The sequence below is a fragment of the Streptosporangium sp. NPDC053982 genome (assembly GCF_055585205.1).
On sequence record NZ_JBVJKQ010000013.1, the window covers coordinates 1 to 25590 of the forward strand.

General features: G+C 71.6%; 21 protein-coding genes and 1 pseudogene. 11 read left to right on the forward strand and 11 right to left on the reverse strand.

Going from position 1 to position 25590, the window contains the following annotated elements; translation table 11 throughout:
• Nucleotides 1–91 precede the first annotated feature (91 nt).
• From ACZ6W9_RS23890 to ACZ6W9_RS23905, 4 genes are all read right to left on the reverse strand, one after another.
• A complete protein-coding gene (locus tag ACZ6W9_RS23890; RefSeq protein WP_389957911.1) occupies nucleotides 92–1420 on the reverse strand; it encodes a hypothetical protein in 1329 nt (442 codons plus the stop codon).
• Nucleotides 1421–1565: 145 nt separating this feature from the next.
• Nucleotides 1566–3314, reverse strand: coding sequence for an arginine--tRNA ligase (gene argS / locus ACZ6W9_RS23895; protein WP_389957909.1), 1749 nt, complete (start codon nucleotides 3312–3314; stop codon nucleotides 1566–1568).
• A 217-nt stretch (nucleotides 3315–3531) separates the two neighbouring features.
• The gene (plsX, locus tag ACZ6W9_RS23900) at nucleotides 3532–4593 is read right to left on the reverse strand and encodes a phosphate acyltransferase PlsX (protein WP_470119977.1); all 1062 of its coding nucleotides are present in this window, start codon (nucleotides 4591–4593) and stop codon (nucleotides 3532–3534) included.
• Nucleotides 4594–4964: 371 nt separating this feature from the next.
• A complete protein-coding gene (locus ACZ6W9_RS23905; RefSeq protein ID WP_389957905.1) occupies nucleotides 4965–5579 on the reverse strand; it encodes a DUF1707 SHOCT-like domain-containing protein in 615 nt (204 codons plus the stop codon).
• 527 nt (nucleotides 5580–6106) lie between these two features.
• Here ACZ6W9_RS23905 and ACZ6W9_RS23910 point away from each other — a divergent pair.
• Nucleotides 6107–6454: a hypothetical protein gene (locus ACZ6W9_RS23910; RefSeq protein ID WP_389957902.1), complete on the forward strand. Its 348-nt coding sequence runs from the start codon at nucleotides 6107–6109 to the stop codon at nucleotides 6452–6454.
• Between the two features lie 357 nt (nucleotides 6455–6811).
• On the opposite strand, the gene ACZ6W9_RS23915 is transcribed toward ACZ6W9_RS23910, so the two are convergent.
• From ACZ6W9_RS23915 to ACZ6W9_RS23930, 4 genes are all read right to left on the reverse strand, one after another.
• The gene (locus ACZ6W9_RS23915) at nucleotides 6812–7015 is read right to left on the reverse strand and encodes a hypothetical protein (RefSeq protein WP_362931262.1); all 204 of its coding nucleotides are present in this window, start codon (nucleotides 7013–7015) and stop codon (nucleotides 6812–6814) included.
• Between the two features lie 192 nt (nucleotides 7016–7207).
• Nucleotides 7208–7729: a YbhB/YbcL family Raf kinase inhibitor-like protein gene (locus tag ACZ6W9_RS23920; RefSeq protein WP_362931264.1), complete on the reverse strand. Its 522-nt coding sequence runs from the start codon at nucleotides 7727–7729 to the stop codon at nucleotides 7208–7210.
• 51 nt (nucleotides 7730–7780) lie between these two features.
• A complete protein-coding gene (locus ACZ6W9_RS23925) occupies nucleotides 7781–8632 on the reverse strand; it encodes an ABC transporter ATP-binding protein (protein WP_362931266.1) in 852 nt (283 codons plus the stop codon).
• On the reverse strand, nucleotides 8625–9560 hold the full coding sequence (locus ACZ6W9_RS23930) for an ABC transporter permease (RefSeq protein WP_362931268.1): 936 nt from the start codon (nucleotides 9558–9560) through the stop codon (nucleotides 8625–8627). The genes ACZ6W9_RS23925 and ACZ6W9_RS23930 overlap by 8 nt, the downstream gene beginning before the upstream one ends.
• A 508-nt stretch (nucleotides 9561–10068) precedes the next feature.
• Between ACZ6W9_RS23930 and ACZ6W9_RS23935 the strand changes: the two genes are divergently transcribed.
• The 5 genes from ACZ6W9_RS23935 (at nucleotide 10069) to ACZ6W9_RS23955 (ending at nucleotide 15753) form a co-directional block, all read left to right on the forward strand.
• Nucleotides 10069–11703 carry a peptide ABC transporter substrate-binding protein gene (locus ACZ6W9_RS23935; RefSeq protein ID WP_389957896.1) on the forward strand — a complete coding sequence of 545 codons (1635 nt, stop codon included), beginning with the start codon at nucleotides 10069–10071 and terminating at the stop codon, nucleotides 11701–11703.
• Nucleotides 11704–11836: 133 nt separating this feature from the next.
• Entirely contained in the window at nucleotides 11837–12775 is a 939-nt protein-coding gene (locus ACZ6W9_RS23940) for an ABC transporter permease (protein ID WP_389957893.1), read from the forward strand.
• Complete coding sequence (locus ACZ6W9_RS23945) at nucleotides 12768–13706, forward strand: ABC transporter permease (protein ID WP_470119712.1); 939 nt, start codon at nucleotides 12768–12770, stop codon at nucleotides 13704–13706. Before ACZ6W9_RS23940 ends, ACZ6W9_RS23945 begins: the two co-directional genes overlap by 8 nt.
• Nucleotides 13707–13718: 12 nt before the next feature.
• Nucleotides 13719–14756, forward strand: a complete 1038-nt coding sequence (locus ACZ6W9_RS23950; RefSeq protein WP_389957889.1) for an ABC transporter ATP-binding protein — start codon at nucleotides 13719–13721, stop codon at nucleotides 14754–14756.
• Nucleotides 14740–15753 carry an ABC transporter ATP-binding protein gene (locus ACZ6W9_RS23955; RefSeq protein WP_389957887.1) on the forward strand — a complete coding sequence of 338 codons (1014 nt, stop codon included), beginning with the start codon at nucleotides 14740–14742 and terminating at the stop codon, nucleotides 15751–15753. The genes ACZ6W9_RS23950 and ACZ6W9_RS23955 overlap by 17 nt, the downstream gene beginning before the upstream one ends.
• 217 nt (nucleotides 15754–15970) lie before the next feature.
• Here the strand turns inward: ACZ6W9_RS23955 and ACZ6W9_RS23960 are convergent, their stop codons facing one another.
• Together ACZ6W9_RS23960 and ACZ6W9_RS23965 are read right to left on the reverse strand one after the other, a co-directional pair.
• Entirely contained in the window at nucleotides 15971–16420 is a 450-nt protein-coding gene (locus ACZ6W9_RS23960; RefSeq protein ID WP_389957884.1) for a hypothetical protein, read from the reverse strand.
• 369 nt (nucleotides 16421–16789) lie between these two features.
• The gene (locus tag ACZ6W9_RS23965; RefSeq protein ID WP_389957882.1) at nucleotides 16790–17593 is read right to left on the reverse strand and encodes an SAM hydrolase/SAM-dependent halogenase family protein; all 804 of its coding nucleotides are present in this window, start codon (nucleotides 17591–17593) and stop codon (nucleotides 16790–16792) included.
• A 115-nt stretch (nucleotides 17594–17708) separates the two neighbouring features.
• Here ACZ6W9_RS23965 and ACZ6W9_RS23970 point away from each other — a divergent pair.
• Nucleotides 17709–18005: pseudogene (locus ACZ6W9_RS23970) on the forward strand (DUF3263 domain-containing protein); the annotation flags it as partial.
• 259 nt (nucleotides 18006–18264) lie between these two features.
• A complete protein-coding gene (otsB, locus tag ACZ6W9_RS23975; RefSeq protein ID WP_389957879.1) occupies nucleotides 18265–19056 on the forward strand; it encodes a trehalose-phosphatase in 792 nt (263 codons plus the stop codon).
• A gap of 142 nt (nucleotides 19057–19198) precedes the next feature.
• On the opposite strand, the gene ACZ6W9_RS23980 is transcribed toward otsB, so the two are convergent.
• A complete protein-coding gene (locus ACZ6W9_RS23980) occupies nucleotides 19199–20626 on the reverse strand; it encodes an alpha,alpha-trehalose-phosphate synthase (UDP-forming) (RefSeq protein ID WP_389957876.1) in 1428 nt (475 codons plus the stop codon).
• 231 nt (nucleotides 20627–20857) lie between these two features.
• On the opposite strand from ACZ6W9_RS23980, the gene ACZ6W9_RS23985 reads away from it, so the two are divergent.
• The 3 genes from ACZ6W9_RS23985 to ACZ6W9_RS23995 all read left to right on the forward strand — a co-directional run bounded on the left by ACZ6W9_RS23985 (nucleotide 20858) and on the right by ACZ6W9_RS23995 (nucleotide 25530).
• Nucleotides 20858–21415, forward strand: coding sequence for an RNA polymerase sigma factor (locus ACZ6W9_RS23985; RefSeq protein ID WP_362931289.1), 558 nt, complete (start codon nucleotides 20858–20860; stop codon nucleotides 21413–21415).
• Nucleotides 21416–21703: 288 nt separating this feature from the next.
• A complete protein-coding gene (locus ACZ6W9_RS23990; RefSeq protein WP_470119715.1) occupies nucleotides 21704–23806 on the forward strand; it encodes a trypsin-like serine protease in 2103 nt (700 codons plus the stop codon).
• Nucleotides 23807–23829: 23 nt separating this feature from the next.
• Nucleotides 23830–25530, forward strand: a complete 1701-nt coding sequence (locus tag ACZ6W9_RS23995) for a S1 family peptidase (protein ID WP_470119716.1) — start codon at nucleotides 23830–23832, stop codon at nucleotides 25528–25530.
• Nucleotides 25531–25590 lie beyond the last annotated feature (60 nt).

The following is a 25590-nucleotide window of genomic DNA, read 5'->3' on the forward strand; positions in this document are numbered from 1 at the left end:
ATATGAACGAGCTGTTCGGGGGTCACGCCCGCATCGAACCATCACCCGGACGACCCGACCAGCCACAACAGCCTGACCTAACAAAGCACTACTAGCGGGCGCGTGGTCCCCTGCGGAGCAGGCGGATCAGTTCGGCGAGGTCCGCCGCCGCGTCATGGACGCGCTTCTCGTTCTCCCGGGCGTACTCGTGCAGCGCCCATACGGCGCCTTCCGCCAGCTCCCTCAGCTCGGAGAGCTGCGCGGTGACGTACTCGGCGTCGGCCCGCTCGCGCCTGCGCCGGTGCCAGAGCCCATAGCCTCCCGCCGCGAACAGGGCCAGCGCCAGGCCCGCGAGGGGGAGCGTCGCCGAGGTGGCGAACGCCGCCGCCAGTACGGCGACGCCGAAGACGAGGAGCGCGTAACCCATCCAGGGGCGGCCGCGGTTCGGCACACCCTCGACGGAGATCCGCTCCTCGGCCGCGGCCAGCGACTCGGGGTCCGGGCCCTCCGGCCGGAGGACCACGTGGTGTCCCAGGATCGGCATGGTGACCGATTCCGGCGGCTCGGCCTGGGTGGCCGTGACGAGGGTCTCCGCGGCGGACCGCACGATGGGCGCGGCCACGTGCAGGGCGATGCCCGCGAGGTGCAGGTCGGAGCCGGGCCGCAGGTCGGTGAGGAGGTGGTCGGTGAGCCGGCCGGGCGGTGTCTCGGGTTCGGCGGAGCCGATGAGGTGGCGTAGGGCGCCGAGGAGCTCTTTCTCGGCCTCCGTGGGCCTCGTCTCGGGGACGGCCGGTGTGCGGCCGGAGCCGTTCTGCCGGGCGGAGGTGATCTCGGTGCACCGGCCACGGAGGCGGGCGAGCTGGGCGGCGGCCTGCACCGGTTCGGCCAGCTCTGGAAGCTCGGCGAGCTGGGGGAAGTCGACCAGCGAGGGCGGTACCACCATCGCGGGCTCGTGCGGGGTCAGCGCGCTCAGCCAGCGTTCGGGCTCGGCGTGCGCGGGGATGGCCACCGCGTCGAGTCTGCGGAGCACGAAGATCTTGCCGGCGGGGCCGTACGCGCCGCGGGCGGCTGCGAGCCAGAGCGCGCGCTGGCCGTGGGTGACCGGCCGGTCCAGCGACAGTTCACCGAAGGCGATGCCGAGCCAGGAGGCGTGGATCTGCTCGCCCTGCCCGGCGACGGCCAGGGCGAGGCAGAGGAAGAGCGCGGTCTGTCGGCCGTCGAGCTGGGCGGCGCGGCCGAGAGGTTCGAGGGCGTCCTCGCCCCGCAGGATCATGTCGAGAGCCTGGACGGCGGGCCCCAGCCAGTGCTCGGGCGCGTCCGCGGTCTCCGGTGGCATCGGGAGGCCGGCGCCGTCACCGGCGGTCAGGCCCGAAAGGAGCGCCTCGGCGTAGCGGTGCGGCTCCGTTCCGATGCGGGGGCTCGCGGTCAGGTCCGTGCTCAAGGCAGAGAACTCCCCGAAATCGTGACCGACTGACCGCGCCAGCGTAGTGCGATCCGGTCATCCCCGTCGGGAGGCGCGCCGAATCCAACTTTGCCGGATGATCGCCTCGATTTGCTGAATCAAGGCGATCATTCGGTCGATGATCTCACATGCGCTCGGGCACCGGGATGCCGAGCAGGCCCAGGCCGGTCTCCAGGACGCGCAGGGTCAGCGCGAGCAGGGCCAGGCGCGAGGCGCGGGTGGCAGGCTCGACGCCCTCCTTGAGTACGGGGCAGTGCTCGTAGAACGTGGTGAGGGCGCTCGCGGTCTCGAAGAGGTAGGCGGCGAGCTTGTGCGGGACCGACCCCTCGGCCATCTCCAGCACGGCCGGGCCGAACCCGAGGAGCTGGAGGGCGAGGGCTCGCTCGGCCGGGTGGCCGAGGACGATCGGGCCGGTCGCCTCCGCCGGATCGACCTCGCCCCTGCGGAAGATGGAGCGGATCCGGGCGGTGGCGTACTGCAGGTAGGGGCCGGTGTTGCCGGTAAGGGCGAGCATGCGGTCGAAGTCGAAGACGTACTCGCTGTCGTGGCTGACCGACAGGTCCGCGTACTTGACCGCGCCCATGCCGACGGCGCGCGCGATCTCCGCGCGGGTCGCCTCGTCGTAGTCGCGTTCGGCGATCACCGCGGCGGCCCTGGTCTCGGCCTCGGTGAGCAGGTCGAGCAGCTTGATGGACTCGCCGCTGCGGGTCTTGAACATCTTGCCGTCGCTGCCCAGCACGCTGCCGATCTGGACGTGCTCGGCGTCGACGTGGTCGGGCAGCCAGCCGGCCATCCGGGCGGAGGCGAACAGCATCGACATGTGCAGGGCCTGGGTCGCGCCGATCACATAGAGGATGCGGTCGACCTTGAGGTCCTGGACGCGGTAGCGGATCGTCGCCATGTCGGTGGTGGCGTAGCCGTACCCGCCGTCGCTCTTGCGGATCATGAACGGGAGAGGCTGGCCCTCGCGGCCGGTGAAGCCGGGCGGGAAGACGCAGAGCGCGCCGTCGCTGATCACGGCGATGCCGCGTTCCTGCAGCTCGTCGCAGACCTGGGCGAGCATGGGGTTGTACATGCTCTCGCCGGCGATGTCGGCGTCGGTCAGCGTCACGCCGAGCTGGGTGTAGACCTTGTTGAAGTAGCGGACCGTGGCGTCCATGAAGATGCGCCACAGGCGCATGGTCTCCGGCTCCTCGGCCTGGAGGGTGACCACGCGGGCGCGGGCGCGCCGGTTGAACTCGGGGTCGCCGTCGAACTTCGCGCGGGCGGTCTGGTAGTAGGCGTTGCCCTCTCCGGCCTCCAGCTGCGCCACGGCGGCGTCCTCGCCGATGTCGAGGAGGTGCTCGATGAGCATGCCGAACGGGGTGCCCCAGTCGCCCAGGTGGTTCTGCCGGACGACCCGGTTGCCGAGGTGCTCGTGGACGCGGACGAGCGCGTCGCCGACGATGGTGGTGCGCAGGTGGCCGACGTGCATCTCCTTGGCCGCGTTGGGCGCGGAGTAGTCGACCACGACGGTCTGCGGCGACGCGGTCTCGGGGACGCCGGCCCGCGGGTCGGCCAGCAGGCCGGTGACCTGACCGGTGATCCAGTCGTCGGAGAGGGTGATGTTCAGGAAGCCGGGGCCGCTGACCTCGACGGTGCCGGGGAAGGGCTCGCCCTCCCCGCTCGCGCCGGAGAGGCGGTCGGCGATCTCCTGGGCGACCTCGCGCGGGGCCCGTCGCAGTCGCTTGCTCAGGCTCATCGCGACGTTCGCCTGGTAGTCGGCGAACTGCGAAGGACGGATCAGCGGGTCTGCGGTGGCGTACTCAGCGCCGAAGGCGGCGGCCAGCGCCTGCTGGACGCGCTCGGTGAGCACGAGCTGCGGGTCGGTCATACATCAAGGGTATCGGTTGGCCTGCGTTGAACCCGCTATATATCGACCGATGACATGATCTTGAAAACGGTGGCGGGCAGGGGTGCGAGAGGGCCGCGCGGCCTCGTTCCGGGGTCGCGCCGGACGCGGGCCCTGCCCGTGCGGGGTCTCGCCGGGCGTGGCGGTCCTGCCCGTACGACGGTCTCACCGACGTGGCCGTCCCGCCCATGCGGCGGTCTCATTCCGGGGGGCCGTCGCCGGGGTCCGGCGGAGGCGGCGGCGGGGTCGCGGCCGGGGAGGCCGGCGGGGACGATCGTCCCCAGAGGCGGTGCGACCGGGAGTGGGCCAGGCGTTCTCCCACCCGCGCCACCACGCCCCGCCGGGCCAGCTCGGCCGCCAGGACGCACGCGGCGCTGACGCCGCCGGCCCGGGAAGCCCCGTGTGCGATGACCACGGTGCCGTTCAGGCCGAGCAGTACGGCCCCGCCGTGGACCTCCGGGTCGAGCCGCCGGTGAAGCTCCCTGAGGCGTCTGCGCTGCAGCAGGCCACCCAGCCGGGCCGCGTGGCTCTCCCGCAGTGTGGCCCCCAGCTCCGAGAAGGCGTAACGGACGCTGCCCTCCATGGTCTTGAGAGCCACGTTGCCGGTGAAGCCGTCGGCGACGATGACGTCGACGGCTCCGGTGAGCAGGTCGTGTCCCTCGATGTTGCCGGCGAAGTTGAGGCCCGGCACGGCGGACAGCAGTTCGTGGGCCCGCCGGACGAGCTTGTTGCCCTTCTCCGGCTCGCTGCCGATGGTGAGCAGGCCGATCGTGGGGTCGGGGATGTCGAGGCATGCCTGCGCGTAGGCGGCTCCGAGATGAGCGAACTGCACCAGCATCTCGGGTTTGACCTCGGCGTTCGCCCCGGCGTCCAGCAGGATGGTGGGGACGGGCCTGGTCGGCAGGGCGACCGCGATGGCCGGACGGAGCACTCCGGGCTGGCTGCGGAGCCGTAGCTTGCCGGTGGCGACCACCCCGGCGGTGGATCCGGCGGAGACCACGGCGCAGGCGTCGCCCCGCCGTACGAGGTGGCAGGCGACGGCGATGCTGGAGCGCGGGCGGCGAAGGCTCGCCAGGGCGCCCTCGTCCATGGCGAGGGCCTCCTCGGCCCGCACGATGGGGATCTCGGTGAGCGCGTCGTGCCGGGCGAGCGCCTCGTGGAGAGGGCGGGGCGCGCCCACGAGGAGGACGGGCACCCCGTGTTCCCGTACGGCCCGCACGGCTCCCGCGACGATCTCGTCGGGAGCGTGGTCGCCGCCCATGGCGTCCAGGGCGATGGGCGGGACGCCGGAGGCGTCGGTGTCAGGCAAGCGGTCACCTCGTGCGGGAAAGTGGATGTCCGCATCGTAGGCGGGGTGGCCGCGGGCTCGGTCTCCCGGGGGGCCGGAGCCCCCGGATGCGGTCCTTTCCACCCGGTGCCCGAAAGCGTCCAGGGCCCGAAAGCGTCCAGGGCCCGAAAGCGTCCGAGGCTCGAAAGCGTCCGGAGTTCGAAAGCGTCCGGGGAAGCGGCCGGGGTTCGAAAGCCTCCTGGGACGCAGATGCCTCCCGGGGACGCAGAGGTTCGGGGCTCGAAAGCGTTCCGGGGTCCGGAGGAAGGCTCCCGGGGGCGGGAGGGCTTCGGGAGGGGCGGGTCTCAGTGCCTGGAGGGAAGGTTCCAGTCGGTCGTCTCCCGCGAGACGATGATCTTCCCGAAGGTGACGTTGCCGACGACCCTGATGACGGGTCCGTCCTCGGCGCCGACGCCGCCGGAGATGCTGCGCTTGGAGAACAGCGCGCCGACCTCGTCGATGACGTGGGAGTTCTCGGGGACCCTGACGATCATCTTGCTGAAGCGGCAGTCGACCTCAAGGGTGATCTCCCGGCCGGGGAGGACGGCGTCGGACAGGTCGACGATCAGGGCGCCGAAGGTGGCGTTCAGCGCCGTGTGGCGCCCGGCGATCCAGCGCCCGCCGCGGATCACCTTGCTGAAGACCGCGCCGACCTCCTGCCGGACGGGAGCGGCGCCGGTGCCGGCCGAGGTGATGTCGGGCAGGTCGCGGGTGATCGGGACGAGTTCGCCCACGGTCACGGCGTTGTAGGTCGCCTCCAGGCGGTCGGCGTGTTCGACGCTGGTGAGCCTGCCGGAGGCGAGGGCTTCGCTCAGCACGCTCGCCACATGGTCGCGGTCGGCGTCGGAGGCGCGCAGCGCGGGGTCGGACCCGTGCGGGACGAGACCGGCCACGCGGGTGGCGGGGTCGAGGGAGGTCATACGCCGATTGTATGCGGACAAGATATATCGCGATAGGTGAATCCGGTGTTTTCCGGAGGAGGACGTCAAGTCGTACGGAGCGTAGGGAACGGCGAGCCGCGTGGGGGCGCGGTCCGGAGCCGGGACGCCGGGGAAGGGGCCGTGCGGTCCGGAGCGGGAGAGGTGCCGGGGGAGGGGCCGTGCTGTCCGGAGCCGGAAGGACGCCGGGGAAGGCGGGCCGCATCCGGTTCGGGGTTCCGGTGCGCCGTCCGGCGGGAGTGAAGGTCGTGGCGTGGAGGCCCCGTATCCGCCGTGGCCGGTCAAGTGTGCACCCGGGGACGGGACGGCACGGGCCAGGAGGGTAATCAGCTGGCCAAAGGCCGATCTCGCGCCGTCCGGCCTGGGATACAAATGCCGAGCGGTTCCCGGCCGGCGCGTTCTCCGCGCACCCTTCACCTCGCGCCCGCCGGCGACACAGGGTCCGAAAGCCCGCTTCCCGAAAAGAGTCCGGGAGTCAAGCGGGCCGAAGAGAAGCTGGGAAGGCAACCATGAAGAAGGTCATCAAGACGGCCGTGGCCGTCGCGGCGTTCGGTATCGCGGCGACGGTGTGCGCCCCCGCCCAGGCGGCGACGAACAGCGGTATCGGCGGGAACGACAACCTGCTGGGCATCCTCGGTCTGCAGCTCGACAACCTCAACCTGCTCGGCCAGCCGATCGGGTCGCTCGGTCTCAACGGCGGCACCGAGACGGGCATGCCGTCCATGGGCATGCCGATGGGCGGAATGCCCATGGGCGGAATGCCGATGGGTGGCATGCCCATGGGCGGCATCCCGATGGGCGCGCAGATGGGCGGGATGCCGATGGGCGGCATGCCGCTGGTGGTCATGGGCCGCTGACGGCGGCCGGGTGGCGCTCCCGCGAACGGGCGGGGCGCCACCGGACGGACCGGGTCTCCGCCCCGCGGATCGCTTCGCGGGACGGGGTCCGGGACGGGGCTCGGAGCGGCCCCGGCCCCCGGCGCCCGCCGGGGGCCGGGGGCCGTGACGAGGAGAGGGGGCGGCCGATGTGCATCGGCCGCCCCCTCTCCATCGTGCCGCGCGCCGTGACCGGCCGCCGAAGTCCGGCCACGTGCGCCCTCCCGGTGGGCGTGAGGCGCCCCGGGGCGCCGCCCTTCCCGGTGCCGGGGACCTCGCGCTGGTCTCCCGGGTGCTTCGGGCCCGCGGATCGCCCGGGTGTGCGCGGACCCGCTCCGCTCAGGCCCCCGGCGCCCGTACGGCGGTGCGGCGGGCGATCTGGGCCTGGAGCCGCGCCATCTGCCAGTGCAGCTCGATGAGCTGCTCGGTCAGCTGGAGGCGGGGAATCTCGGATGGGTCCTCGACGGCCAGGTGGTCGATCGCGGTCGACAGCTCTCGCAACGCGCTCCCCCACTCCATGACGGCTTCCAATGATCGAACCAACGTTCGAATCATAGCGGACCACTGATCCTCGTGTCAGCGGATCGGGACGGGCGCGCCGGAGACGCGGCGGCCCGCCCGGCGCGCCGGACGCGGCGGGGCCGGGGAACCCGGTGCGCCGGGACGCGTCCGGGTGGGCGGCCGTCCTGCGGGCGCCGGTCCGCCCGGGGCAGGACCGGGGCGGCGGCGCGGTGGTCAGCTCTCGTAGACCGGCGCGATGTAGCCGCGGGCCAGGGTGTGGGCGGTGATGTTGAACCCGACCACGGCCGGCGGGGTGTCGGGGCCCAGGTCGAGCTTGTCCACGTCGAGGGCGTGCACCGCGAGGACGTAGCGGTGCGGCCAGCCGGGCGGCGGGGCGGCGCCGCCGTAGGCGTTGGCGCTGTAGTCGTTGCGGCCGTGGGTGCCGAATCCGCCGTCGGCGCTCCCGGCGCCCCTCGGAAGCTCCGTCACGTCGGCGGGGATGTCGAACAGCAGCCAGTGCCAGAACCCGCTGCCGGTGGGGGCGTCGGGGTCGTAGCAGGTGACGGCGTAGCTCAGCGTGCCCTCGGGGGCGCCGGACCAGCGCAGGTGCGGGGAGAGGTTCTCTCCGGTGAAGCCCCAGTCGTCGAACACATGGGTCCGGGACATGGTCTCGCCGTCGCGGACGTCGTCGCTCTCGACGGTCAGCGCGGGGACCTGGGGCAGGAAGTCGTAGGGGATCGGTGGCCGCGAGGACACAGGTTCACCTCCGGTGGGACGGTCTTTCTGACCTCCCCATCCTGCCCGGGGTCAGGCGTTGTAGGCGGCGAGGACCGCCTTCGGGTCGCCGTCCATCTTGATCTTTCCCTTGTGCAGCCAGATGACCCTGTTGCAGGTCTCCTCGATCACATCGAGGTTGTGGGCGACGAGGAAGACCGTGCCGGCCTCGTCGCGCATCTTCTTGATGCGCTCCTGGCTCTTGCGCTTGAAGTCGCGGTCGCCGGTGGCCAGGGCCTCGTCGATGAGCAGCACGTCGTGGGACTTGGCCGAGGCGATGGCGAAACGCAGGCGGGCGCCCATGCCCGAGGAGTAGGTGGACATGGGGAACTGCACGAACTCCCCGATGCCGGAGAAGTCGACGATGTCGTCGTACTTCTCCTTGACCTGCGCGGGGTTCATCCCCATGGCGTAGCAGCCGAGCACGATGTTGCGCTCGCCGGTGAGCTCGCGCATCAGCGCGGCGTTGACGCCGAGCAGGGACGGCTGGCCGTCGGTGTAGACGGCGCCGGAGTGCGGCGGCAGCAGGCCGGCGATGGCGCGCAGCAGCGTGGACTTGCCGGAGCCGTTGCGGCCGACGATGCCGATGGCGTCGCCGTGGTGGGCCACGAAGGACACGCCGCGTACGGCGTGCACCTCCTTCATCTGGGGCCGTCCCTGGCGCTTGACGAGGCGCATGAGGGCGTTGGCGGCGTTGCCCTTCTCGTTGTCGGTGGCCGCGCCGTACACGCGGTAGATGATGTGCAGATCGTCCACGATGACCGTGGGGACGGGCTCCTCGCCCTTGCCCGCGGGTTCGGGGTCAGGGTGCACCCTGACGTCCGTGCTGGGGACGCCGGGCTCCTCGGCCTTCACGTGCGACAGCTCCTCGGTCAACTCAGCCACGGCCGTACTTCTCCTCGGCTCGCCAGAAGTACCAGAAGCCACCGATCAGGGCGAACACTCCCCAGAATACGCAGACCTGCCAGATGTAGGGGCGAAGCTCGTGCGTTTGCATGAGCAGGTCGCGCATGAGCTCCATGTAGGCGGCGGCCGGGTTGAAGTACATGACGTCGGCGACCCACTGGGGCAGGTGCGCGGCGTTCACGACCCGGTCCTGGATGGAGAAGAACACCCCGGAGGCGTACAGCCAGGTGCGCATGATGAAGGGCAGCAGCTGGTTCAGGTCGCGGGCCGAGGCGCCGACGCGGGCCAGGACCAGGCTCGCGCCGATGTTGAACATGGTCTGCAGCGCCAGGGCGACCGGGACGAGGAGCCAGAGCCACGTGGGCATCTCGCCGAGGACGAACATCAGCGCGACCAGCACGCCCATGGAGATCAGGAGCTGCTGGAACTCCTGGATGGTGTAGGCGAGCGGGAGCGCGGCGCGGGGGAAGTGCAGGGCGCGGATCAGCGACAGGTTGCCGGAGATCGCCTTGGCGCCGCTGCTCACCGAGCGCTGGGTGTAGGTGAAGACGAACATCCCGGTGATGAGGAACGCCGGGTAGTTCACGATGCCGCCCTTGGCCCCGAGGATGAGGCCGAACATCACGTAGTAGATCGCGGCGTTGAGCAGCGGCGTGAGGACCTGCCACAGCTGGCCCAGGGCTGAGTTGCTGTACTTCGAGACGTTCCGCGCGGTGGCGTACGTCATGACGAAGTGCCGTCGTTCCCACAACTGGCGCAGGTAGACGGGCAGACTGGGGCGTGCGATGGCACGCCGAAGTCCGTAACGCTCGGCGAGCTTGGCCAGCGGCTCCTGCCCCGTGGCGGAGGTGCCGTTCTTCGGGCCGCCCGCCTGGGCGTCCGCGATCGCGGATTCCGGCTGGCTCATGGCAAGGACTCTATTGGATGCGAGTGGTTGAAGTGCCTGCGGCGGGGGTCCCGCCGCACACATTGGACGGGATCTCCGGGAAAGAGGTTCCACGGCGATTCGTGTGGTTTGCCGATGGACCCCGGGTCCCCCTCGCCCCGCCCAACGTTAGCCCAGCTCAAGGTCAGCAGAGGGGCAACGGGTGCGAGCACTGCCGGTGCGCCGGTATTTTAGCCTGGTCGTTCACGTACCACATGTGCCTCTATGTCGGGTTAATGCCTCGATGGGAGGTTGTGGGGACGGTGCTGGCAGACTTATGGCGTTGAACCGGCATAAGCGTGACCCAACTGCAACATCACAGGGGCGACCCGGTGTGGAGCGGTACGGGATAGTCGCGTCTGACTGGTGGGGCGTCAGCACGTTGCCCAGGGTGACGGGGATCCGAGGACCACAAGATCCTCTTCCGTTGTGCCCCGGTCTTCGGCAGTTAATCGGCGACGTCCGCCTGTAAAGGGAGGAAAAACCTACAATGCGCGTTACTAACGGCGCACGGATCATCGCTGGCACCGCGCTGCTCGCGCTCGGGCTCGCCGCGTGCGGCAGCCAGTCCTCCACCGGCGGGGGATCGGCCGCCGGCGGCGACCAGCCCGTGCGCATGGAGCTGGGTGAGCCGCAGAAGCTCTTCTACCCCGGCGACACCACCGAGTCCGAGGGCTCGGAGGTCCTGGCCGCGATCTTCGCCCCGCTCGTCGACTACGACGACAACAAGCAGGTCGTCAACGACGTCGCCGAGTCGATCGAGTCCACCGACAACAAGGTCTGGACGATCAAGCTCAAGCCGGGCTACACCTGGCACAACGGTGAGCCGCTGATCGCCCAGAACTACGTGGACGCCTGGAACTACGCGGCGAACCAGGACAACGCGCAGGGCGCCAACGGCTTCTTCAGCCGCGTCGAGGGCTGGGCCGACCTGAACCCGGGCGAGGGCAAGACCGTCTCCGCCAAGGGGATGAAGGGCCTCAAGGCCGTCGACGAGAGCACCTTCAAGGTGACGCTCTCCAAGCCGTTCTCGCAGTTCAAGACGATGCTCGGCTACACCGCGTTCTACCCGCTGCCCAAGGCGGCCTTCGGCTCCGACGGCAAGATCACCGACGCGTACGCCAAGCAGCCGATCGGCCAGGGCTACTTCAAGCTCGACAAGCCCTACAACAAGGGCACCGACCAGACGATCGACCTCACCCGCTACGACAAGTTCCCGGGTGAGAAGCCGAAGTTCGACAAGCTCCAGTTCAAGCTCTACACGAGCCCGGAGACCGCGTTCAACGACCTGGTCGCCGGAAACCTGGACGTCCACGACTCGCTGCCCCCGTCGGCCATCTCCCGGGCCAAGACCGAGCTGGGCGAGCGCTACATCGACACCGCCGACGCCGGCGTCGGCTACATCGGCTTCCCGCTGCAGTACAACAAGATCTACTCGAACATCAAGGTGCGCGAGGCCATCTCCATGGCCATCGACCGCAAGACGATCGCCGAGACCGTCTTCTCCGGCACCCGCGCCCCCGCCGACGACTTCATCAACCCGCTGCTGGAGGGCTACCGCCAGGGCGCCTGCGCGGCCTGCACCTACGACCCGGCCAAGGCCAAGGAGCAGTACGCGGCCGCGGGCGGTCCGAAGACGCTGGAGCTGGGCTACAACACCGACGGCCCGCACAAGGAGTGGATCGAGGCCGTCGCCAACAGCCTCCGCGCCAACCTCGGCGTGCAGGTCACGGTCAAGCCGTTCGAGAAGTTCGCCTCGATCCTCGACGACCTGGACAAGAAGAGCTACACCGGCATGTTCCGCATGGGCTGGGCGATCGACTACCCGTCCGCGGAGAACTACCTGACCCCGGTCTTCTCCACCGTCGCGATCAAGACCGGCTCCAACTACGCCGGCTGGTCCAACAAGCAGTTCGACGAGCTGCTGGCCAAGGGCGACGCCGCCGCGACCCAGGAGGAGGGCCTGAAGTACTACCAGCAGGCCGACGACATCCTGATCAAGGATCTGCCGTACATCCCGGTGTACTTCTACCGGACCAACGCGGCCTTCTCCCAGCACGTCAAGGGCGTCAAGACCAACCTCCTCAACCAGGTCGTCTGGACCGAGGTCGAGAAGGTCGCCTGACCGACGCCCCACGGGCCGGGCGCCGCGCCCGGCCGCACGAACCGCCTCACGGCCGCGGACCCTCCTCTTCCGGCACCGACCACCCCCGGGTGCCGGCCGGGGAGGGCCGCGGCGGGGCACAAGGGAGGCTTGAATGGGCCGCTACATCCTCAGGCGCCTGATCCAGGCGATACCCGTCCTGCTGGGCGCCACCCTGCTCATCTACGCCATCGTCTTCGCGCTGCCCGGCGACCCCATCGCGGCGCTGGCGGGCGAGAAGCGGATGGACCCCAACATCGTCGCCATCCTGCGCGAGCAGTACCACCTGAACGACCCGTTCATCGTGCAGTACTGGTACTACCTCACGGGACTGTTCAGCGGCGATTTCGGCAAGACCTTCGCCGGCGTGCCGGTGACGGACCTCATGGCCGGGAAGTTCCAGGTGACCATCAACCTGGCGGTGACCGCGCTGGTCCTGGAGGCGGTCATCGGCATCGGCCTCGGCCTGCTCGCGGCGCTGCGCCGCGGCCGGCCCGCCGACTCGGCGATCCTCGCCGCGACGCTGGTGCTGATCTCCGTCCCCACGCTGGTCACCGGCTTCGTCCTGCAGTTGCTGCTGGGCGTGAAGCTCAAGACGGCCGGGATCGACCTGTTCCCCATCGCGGGCGTGACGGAGGGCTGGCGCAGCTATCTGCTGCCCGGCTTCGTGCTCGCCGGGGTGTCGATCGCCTACCTCACCCGGCTCACCAGGACCAGCCTGGCCGAGACGCTGCGCGCCGACTACATCCGCACCGCGGTGGCCAAGGGTCTGCCCCGCCGCCGGGTCGTCGGCCGGCACGCGCTGCGCAACGCCCTGATCCCGCTGATCACCTTCCTCGGCGCCGACCTCGGCACGCTGATGGGCGGCGCGGTGATCACCGAGACGATCTTCAATCTGCCCGGCATCGGCCAGCAGCTGTTCAGCTCCGTCTACCTGCGCGAGCAGTCCGTGGTCGTCGGGATCGTGACCGTGCTGGTGCTGGTCTACATCCTGGCCAACCTGGTCGTCGACCTGCTGTACGCCGTGCTCGACCCGAGGATCCGCTATGAGTGACACGATCGCGCCGGACACCCGGCGCCGCAAGCACGGAGGCGGGACCGCCAGGCACGGCGGGGCCGCCAAGGCGCCCAAGGCGGCGAGCCTGTGGAGCGACGCCTGGCACGACCTGCGCCGCCGCCCCCTCTTCATCGGCTCGGCCGTCCTCATCGCGGTCATCCTGCTCATCGCGGCGTTCCCCGGGCTCTTCACCTCGGTGAACCCGTTCGACGCCGCCAGCTGCGACCTCGGCAAGGCGCGGCAGCCGATGAGCGGCGCCCACTTCTTCGGCACCGACAACCTCGGTTGCGACGTCTACGCGCGCACCCTCTACGGCGCCCGCAACTCGGTCGTGGTCGGTCTGAGCACCACGGTCGTCACCGCGGTCGTCGGCGGCCTGCTCGGTCTGTTCGCCGGGTTCAAGGGCGGCGCGGTGGACACCCTGTTCTCCCGGATCACCGAGATCTTCTTCGCGATCCCGTCGATCCTCGGCGCGCTGCTCATCCTCGCGGTCTTCCGTACCGGCAACGTCTGGACCGTCATGCTGGCGCTGGCCGTGCTGACGTGGCCGATGACGTTCCGCATCATGCGGGCCGCGGTGATCACCGCCAAGAGCCAGGACTACGTCGTCGCCGCGCGGGCGCTCGGCGCCTCGGCCCCCCGGATCATGTTCCGGCACATCCTGCCGAACGCCGTCGCGCCGGTGATCGTGGTCTCCACGATCAACCTGGGCACGTTCATCGCGGCCGAGGCGGGCCTGTCGTTCCTCGGCGTCGGCCTCCGCTCCCCGGACATCTCCTGGGGTCTGATGATCTCCGACGCCCGGGAGCGGTTCCTGGAGGCTCCGGCTCCGCTGCTGTTCCCGGCGCTGTTCCTGAGCCTGACCGTGCTGGCCTTCATCATGCTGGGCGACGCCGTGCGCGACGCCCTCGACCCGAAGCTGCGGTAAGGGGGACCCGCTGTGAAGAAGACCTCGACGCCGGTGCTGCCGGCGCGGACGGCCCCGGGTGACGAACCGCTGCTCGCCGTCGACGACCTGCACGTGGAGTTCGCCACCCGCCACGGCGTCGTCAAGGCGGTCAACGGGGTCAGCTACTCGCTGAGCCCCGGCGAGACCCTCGCCGTGCTCGGCGAGTCCGGCTCCGGCAAGTCGGTGACCGCGCAGGCCGTCATGGGCATCCTCGACATGCCGCCGGCCCGCATCCCCCGCGGTGAGATCCGCTTCCGCGGCACCGACCTGCTGCGGCTGCCGGAGGACCAGAGGGCGCAGGTCCGCGGCCAGCGCATCTCGATGATCTTCCAGGACGCGCTCTCCGCGCTGAACCCGGTGTTCACCGTGGGCTGGCAGATCAGCGAGATGTTCCGGGTCCACCGCGGCATGTCCCGCCGCGACGCCACGAAGAAGGCGATCGAGCTGATGGACCGGGTCCGCATCCCCGCGGCCCGGCAGCGGGTGAACGACTACCCGCACCAGTTCTCCGGCGGCATGCGCCAGCGCATCATGATCGCGATGTCGATCGCGCTCGACCCGGAGGTGCTGATCGCCGACGAGCCCACCACGGCGCTCGACGTGACGGTGCAGGCCCAGATCATGGAGCTGCTCGCCGAACTCCAGCGCGAGAGCAACATGGGCCTGATCCTCATCACCCACGACCTCGGCGTCGTGGCGGACGTGGCCGACAAGATCGCGGTCATGTACGGCGGGCGGATCGTGGAGAACGCCCTGGTGCACGACATCTACCGCGCGCCCGCCCACCCGTACACCAAGGGCCTGCTGGACTCCATCCCCAGGGTGGACCTCAAGGGCCAGGAGCTGTACGCCATCAAGGGCATGCCGCCGAACCTGCTGGACATGCCGCGGGGCTGCGCCTTCCACCCCCGGTGCCCCTACCGTCAGGACGACTGCGTCACCGACGCGCCACCGCTGTACGAGATCGGGCCGACCCGGGGCAGCGCGTGCCACTACTGGAGGGAGGTCCTCGATGACAGCCGAAGGTGAGCCGATCCTGGAGGTCCGCGACCTGGTCAAGCACTTCCCGCTGCACCAGGGCGTCCTGCTGAGGAAGCAGGTCGGCGCGATCAAGGCCGTCGACGGGGTCTCCTTCGACCTGCGCCGCGGCGAGACGCTCGGCATCGTCGGCGAGTCCGGCTGTGGCAAGTCCACGCTGGCCAAGGTGCTGATGGCGCTGGAGCGGCCGACCTCCGGCTCGGTGAGGATCAACGGCCGGGAGATCGCGAACGCGAAGGGGGCCGAGCTCAAGAGGGTCCGCCGCAACATCCAGATGGTGATGCAGGACCCGTACACCTCGCTGAACCCCCGGATGACCGTGGGCGACATCATCGGCGAGCCGTACGAGATCCACTCCGAGGTCGCGCCCAAGGGCGACCGCCGCCGCAAGGTGCAGGAGCTGCTGGAGGTCGTGGGGCTCAACCCCGAGCACGTCAACCGCTACCCGCACCAGTTCTCCGGCGGGCAGCGCCAGCGCATCGGCATCGCCCGCGGCCTGGCGCTCCAGCCGGAGATCATCGTCTGCGACGAGCCGGTGTCCGCGCTCGACGTGTCGATCCAGGCGCAGGTCGTCAACCTGCTGGAGCGGCTGCAGCGGGACTTCGGCCTCGCCTACGTCTTCATCGCCCACGACCTGTCGGTGGTCCGCCACATCTCCGACCGGGTCGGCGTGATGTACCTGGGCAAGATGGTGGAGATCGGCACCGACGTGGAGATCTACGACCGGCCCGCGCACCCGTACACCCAGGCGCTGCTGTCGGCGGTGCCGGTGCCCGACCCCGACGGGCGGGAACGGCGCGAGCGGATCGTGCTGCAGGGCGACCCGCCGTCCCCGGCCAGCCCGCCGTCGGGCTGCCGGTTCCGCACCCGGTGCTGGAAGGCGCAGGACATCTGCGCCCAGCAGGAGCCGCTGCTGCAGATCAGGCCCGGTACCGGGCACGCCAGCGCCTGCCACTTCGCCGAGACCCACGACGTGGTGCACGTGTAGGGGTTCTCTCCGGCCGCACGGCCCGTACGGCCCGTACGGCGGGCCGTCGCGTGACGCGCCGGCCGTACGGTCCGGCGGTCGTGTACGGCCCCATGCCGGAAAACGGCCGAGGGCGGTGCCCCGCACGGTGACGTGCGGGGCACCGCCCCTTTCCGGTACTCGGAGAAGCCGGCCGGCGCCCGCCGCAGTGCGCGGGACCGGCCGGCGGCACCGCTCCTTAGAGGATGCCGATGCCCAGGTTGCCGACGCCGACGAGGCCGCCGATGCCCGTGCCGTTGCCCACGACGCCGGTGCCGGGGCTGAGGGTGTTGATGTTGTTGCCGCCGCCGAGGAAGCCGCCGCCACCGGGGACGAGCCCGCCGCCCCAGCCGGCGCCGCCCCAGCCGCCGCCGGCCCAGCCGCCGCCCCAGCAGCTGCCGCCGACGCCCCAGCCGCCGCCGAAGCAGCTGCCGCCGCCGATGACGCCGCCGCCGAAGCAGTTGGCGCCGCTGGCGATGGCGACCGGGGTCGAGGTGACGACCTGGCCGTAGGTGACGGTGCTGGTCGGGATGAAGGCGCTGCCCCCGCAGCAGTTGGCCGTCTTGGCCGTGGACGCCGAGGCGGCGACGGCCGGGGCGAGGACGGCGAGGCCGACACACGCCGAGGTGACGAGAAGACGACGAATCATTTGTGTTCCCCCCGAAAGGAAATCGCGCCAGTGATTGGCCTTGGAACTCCGCGTATGCGCGTGACCACGCGAAGTAGCGAGAGTGAGACTATCCAGCGGCGCGTCTACGGGCGGTGCCGAGAAGGTCAGGCGGCGGCAATGATCGCAGCACCATAGGCGGGCAGACAGTGAGATAAAGCCCGCCTGGCACCGCGCGGCCGCGACCGCCGCGACCCCCGCGCCCGGGGCCCCCGGCGGCCGGAACCGGAGACGGCCCCGGACCGCGGGGGCGGCGCGGATCAGGGGTGAACCGACACGGCCCCGGGCCGCGGGGGCGGCGCGGATCAGGGGTGAACCGACACGGCCCCGGGCCGCGGGGTGTGGCGCGGGTCAGGTGTGGACCGACAGGCGCACGTGGGCGCCGGGGGGCAGGCCGAGCCGCTGCGAGGCGTCGCCCGCGTGGACCGCCAGCGACAGCAGCCCCGCCGAGTCGGTGAAGGCGACCAGCTCGCCCGGCGCGACGGCGGCGAACGTCTCACGGAACGGCACGGTGACGTGCCGCCTGCCCAGCCAGACCACCAGCGTGCTCCCGGGACGCGCGCCCAGCGTGGCCAGGTCGCCCCCGGTGACCGAGAGCTGGGTGTTGCCGTGGCCGTCCACCGACAGCACCTCGCCCTCCACCGCGCCCTCGTGCAGTCGCGAGGTCGGCGCGGGCAGCGAGACCAGCCGGTCGAGCGGGATCGGCGGCCCCACCTCGGACGGCCTGTGCCCGACCGTCAGGAACGCCGCGACGGGCGCGAAGACGTCGCGGCCGTGGAAGGTCGGTGAGACGGGCCGGTGGAAGAACTCCTCGTTGGTGAGCTCGTAGGCCGCCCGCGCGCCGCCGTTCGCCTGGACCGCCCACGACAGCACCCCGTTGTCCGGCCCCAGGAACACGTGGTCGCCCGCCTCGACCGCCACGGCGCGCCGGGCCCCGCCCCCGGGATCCACCACGGCGATGTGGACGGCGGGCGGCATGTGGGGGACCGTCTGCGCCAGGATCGCCGCCGCACGCCGTACGTCCCCCGTCGGGACCTGGTGGCACACGTCGATGATCCGCGCCTCCGGCGATATGCCGACGATCACGCCGTGGCAGGAGGCGACGTAGCCGTCCTGCAGGCCGTAGTCCGTGAGAATGGTGATGACTGAGGTCACACCTGGTGACTGTACGTCGGGGCCTTCGCCGTGAACAGGCAGAAATTCCGGACTATCCTGACTTCCGGGCGCGCACTCGGCGTGGTCGCCGGGTGCCCGACCGAGGAGGAGGGCGATGGACGGCGCACCGGTCCCCGGCGACGGCGAAGGCGCCGGACGCGAGCCGGACGCCCGTGGACTCACCGGGCGGGAGCGGGAGCTGCTGGCCTTCGAGCGCCGGTGGTGGCGCCGTCCCGGCGCGAAGGAGCAGGCCATCCGGCAGACCTTCGGCGTCTCGGCCACCCGTTACTACCAGCTGCTCGGCGAGCTGGTCGACCGGCCGGAGGCGCTGGCCCAGGACCCGATGCTCGTCAAGCGTCTGCGCCGGCTCCGTGAGACGCGCCGTCGTGACCGGGACGTCCGCCGCTCCGGCCCGTCGGCCCCGCCCGGCGCCTCCTCTCCGTCCGACGCCCCACGCGACGCTCCGCCCGGCGAGCCCGGTGATAGCCCCCATTTCGGATAAATCATCAAATGGAGGGGTACGGCACAGCGAGCGGGCACCCCGGCGGACGCCGGTGAGCCGGGAGACGACGGCGAGCCGGTGATCCGCACGAGACGCGGTGATCCACATGAGACGCGGTGAGACACGGTGATCCGGCGAGACGGCCGGGCCGACGACGGAGCGAGCGAGCATGACCACTGACCTCCCTGACGGACTGCGCGCGATCACGGCCGACCCCGCCGGGGCGGTGATCGGGGTCGACTTCGACGGCACGCTCGCCCCGATCGTGCCCGACCCCGCCGACGCCAGGATCCACCCGGACGGCGTCGCCGTACTGACCAGGCTCGGCCGTCTGGTCGGCGCCGTGGCGATCGTCACCGGGCGCCCGGCGGCCACCGCCGTGGAGTACGGCTCCCTGGCCGGGATACCCGGGGTCGTCGTGCTCGGCCACTACGGCCTCGAACGCTGGGAGGCGGGAACGGTCACCTCGCCGCCGCCGCACCCCGGCCTGGACCGGGCGCGGGCGGGCCTGCCCCGGCTGGTCGAGCCGTTCGACGGGGTCGTGGTCGAGGACAAGGAGCGGGCGCTGGCCGTGCACACCCGGCGGGCCCACGACCCCCAGGGCGTTCTCGCCGCGCTGCGCGACCCGGTCGCCGAGCTGGCCGTCGAGACCGGGCTGGCGGTGGAGCCCGGCAAGTTCGTGCTGGAGCTGCGGCCGCCGGGAATGGACAAGGGGATGGCGCTCGGCGCGTTCCTGCGCGAGCGCGGCGCGCGCTCGGTGCTGTTCGCCGGCGACGACCTCGGCGACATCGCGGCGTTCGAGGCCGTACGGACGTCGGGCCTGCCCGGCGTGACGGTGTTCAGCGGGTCGGCCGAGCTGGAGGTGGAGGCCGACATCGTGGTGGACGGGCCCGACGGGGTGATGAAGCTGTTCGCCTCGATCGCCGACACGATCGAATCCGGGGACGCGGACCGGGCCTGAACCGGGCACGGGCGGGCCCGCGGCGCGGCGCCGGTCGAGGGACGGCGGAGGTCGAGGGACGGCGGAGGTCGAGGGACGGCGGAGCGGCGGAGCACGGCGCGCCGGCCGCGGCGGGCAGGTCGCCAGGCGCGGGGCCCGGCGGTCAGCCCAGGGAAGCGAGCTGGTCGGTGAACCAGCGGCGCGGGGGCAGCGCCGTGGCCGCCGCCGTCAGCCGCGCGCCCCTGCGGACGCGGTCGGCCTCCGGCATGACCAGGCTCCGGTGGATGGCGGTCGCCGTGGCCGACACGTCGAAGGGGTTGACCAGCAGCGCGTTCTCGCCCAGCTCGGAGGCGGCGCCCGCCTCACGCGACAGGATCAGCGCGCTGCCCGGCGACAGCAGCGGCCCCTCCTTGGCCACCAGGTTCATGCCGTCGCGGATCGGGTTGACCAGCATCACGTCGGCCAGCCGGTAGGCGGCCAGCGAACGCGGGTAGTCGTCGTTGACGTTGAGGATCAGCGGGCTCCAGTCCTCGGTGGCGTACTCGTCCTCGATCTCCTGGGCGCAGCGCTGCACCGCGGCGGTGTACTCGCGGTACTCGGGCAGGTCGTGGCGGGAGGGGTAGGCGAACGCCAGGTGCACCACCCTGCCGTGCCACTCCGGATGATCCGCCAGGAACTCCCGGTAGGCCGACAGGCCCCGCACGATGTTCTTGGACAGCTCCGTCCGGTCGATCCGCACGATCAGCTTGCGGTCGCCCACCTGGTCGCGGAGGGCCGCCATGTGCGACTCGACGTCGGGCTCCGAGGCCCGCGCCCACAGCGCCTCGCCGTCCACCCCCAGCGGGTGCACGCCGATCCGGGTGGTCCGGCCGCCGTGGGTGACGGTGCGGTGCACGCGGTCCACCCGGGCGTCGAGCACCGCCTCGCAGCAGTCCATGAAGGCCCCAGCCCACCGGCTGGTGAGGAAACCGGCCCGGTCGGCGCCGAGGATGCCTTCGAGCAGCTCGACCCGAAGGTCGTCGGGGAGCAGGGAGAAGTACTCCGGCGGGGCCCAGGGGGTGTGCGAGAAGTGCGCCACCCGCAGGTCGGGCCGCTCGCCGCGCAGCATGGCCGGGACCAGGGACAGGTGGTAGTCCTGGACCATCACCCGCGCCTCGTGCGGCGCCTCCTCGCCCAGCGCCGTCGCGAACGCCTCGTTGTACGCCTGGTAGGACTCCCAGTCGCGGCGGAACCTCGCGTCGAACTGCGGCCGGTTGGGCGTGTCGTAGAGCAGGTGGTGGACGAACCACAGTGTGGAGTTCGCCACCGTGTTGTAGGCGCGGTGGAAGGTCGCCGGGGGGATGTCGAGCATCCGCACCGCCCCGGTGTCGAAACCCGTGTGGTCGAGCCGGCCGCCGGGCGCCAGCCGTACGGCGCCGCGGTCGCCGTCGGACAGCGCGGCGCAGATCCACAGCAGGTCGATGTCCCGCGACACCTCCGACAGGCCCGACACCAGGCCCCCTCCGCCCCGGCGCATGGTGAGGGAGCCGTCGTCGGCGAGGGTGAAGGAGACGGGGCCGCGGTTGGAGGCCAGCAGGATGGGGCCGCTCATCGGGATCCCTTCGGCTGAGGGACGCGCTTGCCTGGACTGAAAAGGTTAGCCGGACCTGGGGCAGAATGCCCTGGTCTTCCACCTGTACGGGTTACCGGGGGGATCGCTCCCGCCTCATCCGCCGGGGCGCCGGAGGCCGCCGGATGAGGGTGAACGGTCAAGGCGACGCCAAGGGAAGGGCGGCCGGAGCTTAGGATGGATCGACCGTGACCGCCGATCAGGAGCTTCGTGATGGCGCTGGACGAGACGACCGAGGAACTGGCCCGGCTGGCCGCCCGAGGTGATCACCGCGCGCTCGGCGAGCTGCTGAAACGGATCGAGCCCGACATCCTCCGGCACTGCGGACGGATCCTCCCCTACCGGCAGGACGCCGAGGAGGCGTGCCAGGACACCCTGCTGGCGGTGGCGCGGAACATCGGCCGGTTCGAGGGACGCGCCCGGTTCAGCACGTGGCTGCACATCATCACCGCCAACTGCGCCCGCACCACCTACCGCTCGCTGAAGCGGCGCTCGGCCGAGCAGAGCTCCGACGAACTGCCGATGCAGCGGCCCGACGTCGCCCGGGTGAGTGTGATCGCCGGCTCACGGCTCGACCTGCTGGACGCGATGGAGGCGCTGGAGGCGGAGAAGCCCGACCTCGCCCAGGCGCTGGTGCTGCGCGACATCTGTCAGCTCGACTACAGCGAGGTGGCCGAGCAGCTCGGCATCCCGCTCGGCACCGCCAAATCGCGCATCCACCAGGCGCGCAAGTACGTCCAGGGAGCCCTGGGCGACGCCTACGGCTTCTGAGGCCCCGCTCCGGGACACACCCGCCGCCCGGTCACCCGAAACCCGGCGGCCCCGGGAACGCTCCCGCGCTCACGTCTCGCCCGGCTTCTGAGGCGTCGTTCCGCGGATGCGACCGCGTGTCGTCCGGCTTCCGGGTCTCCGCTCGGAGGCGTCCCCGCGTGTCGTCCGGCTTTCCCGGCCTTTCGCCTGATGGGCGGATTAGAGTGGTGCCGCCCGTACCCGGTGATCGGCCGTGGTGCGCGCCGGTCTCCCCTCGCGCCGTGTCCGTCAGCGCCAGGGGAGAGATCCATGCTTCGCAGACGTCCAGTCGCCGTGGGGTGCGTCCTCGCGGCCGTCGCCCTCGTCGTGACGACCCCCGTGGCCCCGGCGTTCTCCGCGGCCCAGGATGTCGGTAAGGCGCAGGAACTCCGGAACCCCCTGAGCTCCGGGGGCGCTTCGAGCGCCCGGAGCGTCCGGAAACCGCCGCACGGCATGATCGAGGCGCTCCAGCGCGACCTCGGCCTCACGGCACAGGAGGCCCAGGCCCGGCTGGACAACGAGATCCGGTACGCGCCGATCGAGGCCCGGCTCCGCCGGGAGCTCGGGGCGGGTTTCGGCGGCTCCTGGCTGGAGGGGAGGGTCGCGCAGGTGCTGATCGTGGCCACCACCGACCTCGCCGCGGCTCCCCTGATCACCACCGCGGGCGCCCAGCCCAAGATCGTCGCCCGGTCGCTGGCCCGGCTCACCGCGGTCAAGGACGAGCTCGACAAGGATCTGGCCGCCGCGGGAGAGGCGGGCGGTTTCGCCAGGTACGTCGATGTCCGCACCAACCAGGTGGTCATCCGTACGACCGTGCCGGAGCAGACCCGCAACCTCGTCGGGCTCACCGGCGTGAGCCAGGAGGCGGTGCGGGTGGAGGCCTCGGCCAGGCGGTTCCGGCCCCTGTACGACCTCCGGGGCGGCGACGCCTACCGCATCGACAGCGCGTGGCGCTGCTCGGTCGGCTTCTCCGCCACGAAGGGCGCCCAGAACGGCTTCGTCAGCGCGGGACACTGCGGCGACGCGGGCAGCGTCACCACCGGGTACAACAACGTCGCCCAGGGCGTCTTCGAGGGCTCCAGCTTCCCCGGCGACGACCACTCCTGGATCACGGTGAACACGAACTGGCGGCCCACCCCGGACGTGGTCAGCACCGGCGGCACGATCGGCGTCACCGGCTCCCGGGAGGCGATCGAGGGCGCGTCGGTCTGCCGGTCCGGCTCGACGACCGGCTGGCACTGCGGCACCGTACGGCAGCGCGACGTCACCGTCGTCTACGACGAGACCCAGACGGTCTCGCAGCTCACCCTCACCGACGCCTGCGCCGAGCCGGGCGACTCCGGCGGGCCGTTCGTCTCCGTCGACCAGGCCCAGGGGGTCCTGTCGGGCGGCAACGGCAACTGCACCGCGGGAGGCGAGACGGTCTTCCAGCCGGTCACCGAGATCCTCTCCGCCTACGGCGTGAGCCTGGTGGTCGACGAGCCCGTCCCGCCGGAGACCGGCTGCGCCTGCCCCTGCTACCCGCGGCGGGTGGCCGGGACGCTCAGCGTGGGCGGTCTCGCCTACCAGCCGAGCGGAAGCTACTACCGGACCACGGCCTACAGGCTGCACACCGGCTGCCTGGAGGGCCCGGCGGGCAGCGACTTCGACCTCTACCTGCAGAGGTGGAACGGCCGGAGCTGGGTCGTCGTGGCGAGCGACACCGGTCCGGCCGCCGACAAGTCGATCTCCTATCTCGGCGCGGCCGGCCGCTACCGCTACCGGGTGAACGCCCGCACCGGTTCCGGCCCCTACACGCTGGGCTACACGAACACCGCCCCGCTTCCGCCGGCGGTCCCGGTGACGCCGGGAACCCCGGACACCCCGGGCGCCCCGGCTCCCGGAACCCCGGCTCCGGGCGTCACGGCAGCTCCGGAGACCCCGACCGCTTCGGGAACCCCGAGCGCCCCGGAGACCGCTGAGGCCGTACGCGGCTGTCACGGAGGCGCCGCGCCGTCCACGCGGTCCGGCGGGGAGCCGGCGGCCGGCGGGCTCGCCCAGCCGGAACCGGAGTGCGCCTGCCCGTGCTACCGGACCACGACCCCGGGGACGCTCGCCCTGGGCCGCTCCGCCTACCTGCCGAGCGGCGGCTACTACCGGACGACGGCGACCGAGGTCCATCTGGCGTGCCTGGACGGCCCCGACGGCAGCGACTTCGACCTCTACCTGCAGAGGTGGAACGGCCGGAGCTGGGTCACCGTGGCGAGTGAGACCGGTCCGAACCCCGACGAGACGCTCCGCTACCAGGGACCGGCCGGCCGCTACCGCTACCGGGTGACCGCCGCGAGCGGCTCCGGCGGCTACACGCTGGGCTACCAGCACGACCTGCCCTGAAGGACGGACCCCCGGGAGGTCGTATGTTCCACGGTCGCGCCGTAGCCGCCGGATGTGCCCTCTTCTCCGCCGCCGTGCTCGCCGCCGTCACGCCCTCGGCGGTCCGGGCGGAGCCCGAGCCCCTGGCCGCCGTCCGGGACGCCCCGGTCGTACGGTTCCCGGCGGCGCGGCCCGAGCGCGGAGCCCTCGCGGGTCTCCCCGCGGCGCGGCCCGGCCGCGGAGCCCGCGTGCGCCCCGCCGCGGTCCGGTCTCGGCACGACTCCACGGAGCGCGGAGGGCGGGCGCGGCAGGCCGGGCGGGCGGGCCTGCCGTACAACGCGCCGCCGCCGGGCATGCTCCAGGCCCTCCAGCGCGACCTCGGCCTCAGCGCCGAGCAGGCCCAGGCCCGGCTGCTCAACGAGATCCGCCTGGCTCCGGTCGAGGCGAGACTGCGGGTGGCGCTCGGCGACCGCTTCGGCGGCTCGTGGTTCCAGGGAACCGTCGCGCAGAACCTCGTGGTGGCCACCACCGACCCCGACGACATCCCCAAAATCGTCGCCCAGGGCGCTCATGCCGAGGTCGTCGAGCACTCGCTGGTCGAACTCGGCGCGGTCAAGGACAAGCTCGACGCCGCGCTGCCCGCCCGCCCGACGGGCGGGGGGAGCGTGCGCTACGTCGACGTGCGGAACAACAAGGTCGTCGTGCTGTCCGAGGAGCCGGTGCAGACCGAGGCCGTCATCAGGGACATCGGCGTGGACGGCAGGACGATCGTGGTGGTGCCGTCCACCGAGCGTCCCCGGCCGCTCTACGACCTGGTGGGGGGCAGCCCCTTCTACGTCGGGGTCTCTCTGCGCTGCACGGTCGGCTTCTCCGTGCTCCACGGCGGCGCGGGCGGCTTCGTCAGCGCCGGCCACTGCGGCAAGGTGGGAGAGAAGACCAACGGCTACAACCGGGTGCCCCAGGGCGTCTTCCGGGGGTCGGTGTTCCCGTCGAGCGACTTCTCCTGGATCCAGGTCAACGACGACTGGACGCCCAAGCCTACGGTGGGCAACGCCGACGGCGGCGTCCTGCCCATCGCCGGGGACCGGCCGGCCATCGAGGGGGCGTCGGTGTGCCGGTCCGGCTCCACCTCCGACTGGTACTGCGGTCTCATCCTGCAGCGCGACGTCAGCGTCTCCTATCCGCAGGGGAACGTCTTCGGGCTGACCCGCACCAGCGTCTGCGCCGACCGGGGCGACTCCGGCGGCCCGTTCGTCTCGGTGGACCAGGCCCAGGGGGTGCTCTCCGGCGGCTCCGGCTCCTGTTTCCCGGGCTCCGGGTTCAGCTACTTCCAGCCGGTCGCAAAGATCCTCTCGACGTACGGCCTGACCCTGCTGACCGTCGACGGCACCCTGCGGCCGACCACGGGCACCTGCACCGGCTATCCCGCCTCCGCCCAGAGCATCCTGAAGGAGGGGCAGGCCGCCTACCGGCCCGTGAACCCCCGGAACCGGGCGAGGAGCGGCTACTACCGGTCGAGGACCGCCGGGACCCACTACGGCTGCGTGAACTCCAACGACGGCACCGACGTCGACCTGTACCTGGAGAAGTGGGCGGCCGGCTCCGGCTGGCGGACCGTCGCCTCCTCGGTCAGCCCGTACCCCTTCGAGACGATCACCTATGAGGGCACGCCCGGCTACTACCGCTACCGGGTGGTCGCCGTGGCGGGCGGCGGGCCCTTCCTCCTGGGGTACCGTCACCCGTGACGGGCCTTTTCACCGTCCGTCGTCCGGGGAATGACACGCGTCGTCTCGCACAGTGAGACA

Excerpts from the sequence above, each read along its gene's own strand:
- ACZ6W9_RS23935 (WP_389957896.1), top strand. The coding sequence starts at position 10,069 with ATGCGCGTTACTAACGGCGCACGGATCATCGCTGGCACCGCGCTGCTC.
- ACZ6W9_RS23990 (WP_470119715.1), top strand. The coding sequence starts at position 21,704 with ATGCTTCGCAGACGTCCAGTCGCCGTGGGGTGCGTCCTCGCGGCCGTC.
- ACZ6W9_RS23905 (WP_389957905.1), bottom strand. The coding sequence starts at position 5,579 with ATGACCTCCCTCGACCCCGCCACCCGCGTGGCCGGTCTCGTCCCGCAC.
- ACZ6W9_RS23960 (WP_389957884.1), bottom strand. The coding sequence starts at position 16,420 with ATGATTCGTCGTCTTCTCGTCACCTCGGCGTGTGTCGGCCTCGCCGTC.
- ACZ6W9_RS23980 (WP_389957876.1), bottom strand. The coding sequence starts at position 20,626 with ATGAGCGGCCCCATCCTGCTGGCCTCCAACCGCGGCCCCGTCTCCTTC.
- plsX (WP_470119977.1), bottom strand. The coding sequence starts at position 4,593 with ATGGGCGGCGACCACGCTCCCGACGAGATCGTCGCGGGAGCCGTGCGG.
- ACZ6W9_RS23955 (WP_389957887.1), top strand. The coding sequence starts at position 14,740 with ATGACAGCCGAAGGTGAGCCGATCCTGGAGGTCCGCGACCTGGTCAAG.
- ACZ6W9_RS23930 (WP_362931268.1), bottom strand. The coding sequence starts at position 9,560 with ATGAGCCAGCCGGAATCCGCGATCGCGGACGCCCAGGCGGGCGGCCCG.
- otsB (WP_389957879.1), top strand. The coding sequence starts at position 18,265 with ATGACCACTGACCTCCCTGACGGACTGCGCGCGATCACGGCCGACCCC.
- ACZ6W9_RS23995 (WP_470119716.1), top strand. The coding sequence starts at position 23,830 with ATGTTCCACGGTCGCGCCGTAGCCGCCGGATGTGCCCTCTTCTCCGCC.
- ACZ6W9_RS23910 (WP_389957902.1), top strand. The coding sequence starts at position 6,107 with ATGAAGAAGGTCATCAAGACGGCCGTGGCCGTCGCGGCGTTCGGTATC.
- ACZ6W9_RS23985 (WP_362931289.1), top strand. The coding sequence starts at position 20,858 with ATGGCGCTGGACGAGACGACCGAGGAACTGGCCCGGCTGGCCGCCCGA.
- argS (WP_389957909.1), bottom strand. The coding sequence starts at position 3,314 with ATGACCGACCCGCAGCTCGTGCTCACCGAGCGCGTCCAGCAGGCGCTG.
- ACZ6W9_RS23940 (WP_389957893.1), top strand. The coding sequence starts at position 11,837 with ATGGGCCGCTACATCCTCAGGCGCCTGATCCAGGCGATACCCGTCCTG.
- ACZ6W9_RS23945 (WP_470119712.1), top strand. The coding sequence starts at position 12,768 with ATGAGTGACACGATCGCGCCGGACACCCGGCGCCGCAAGCACGGAGGC.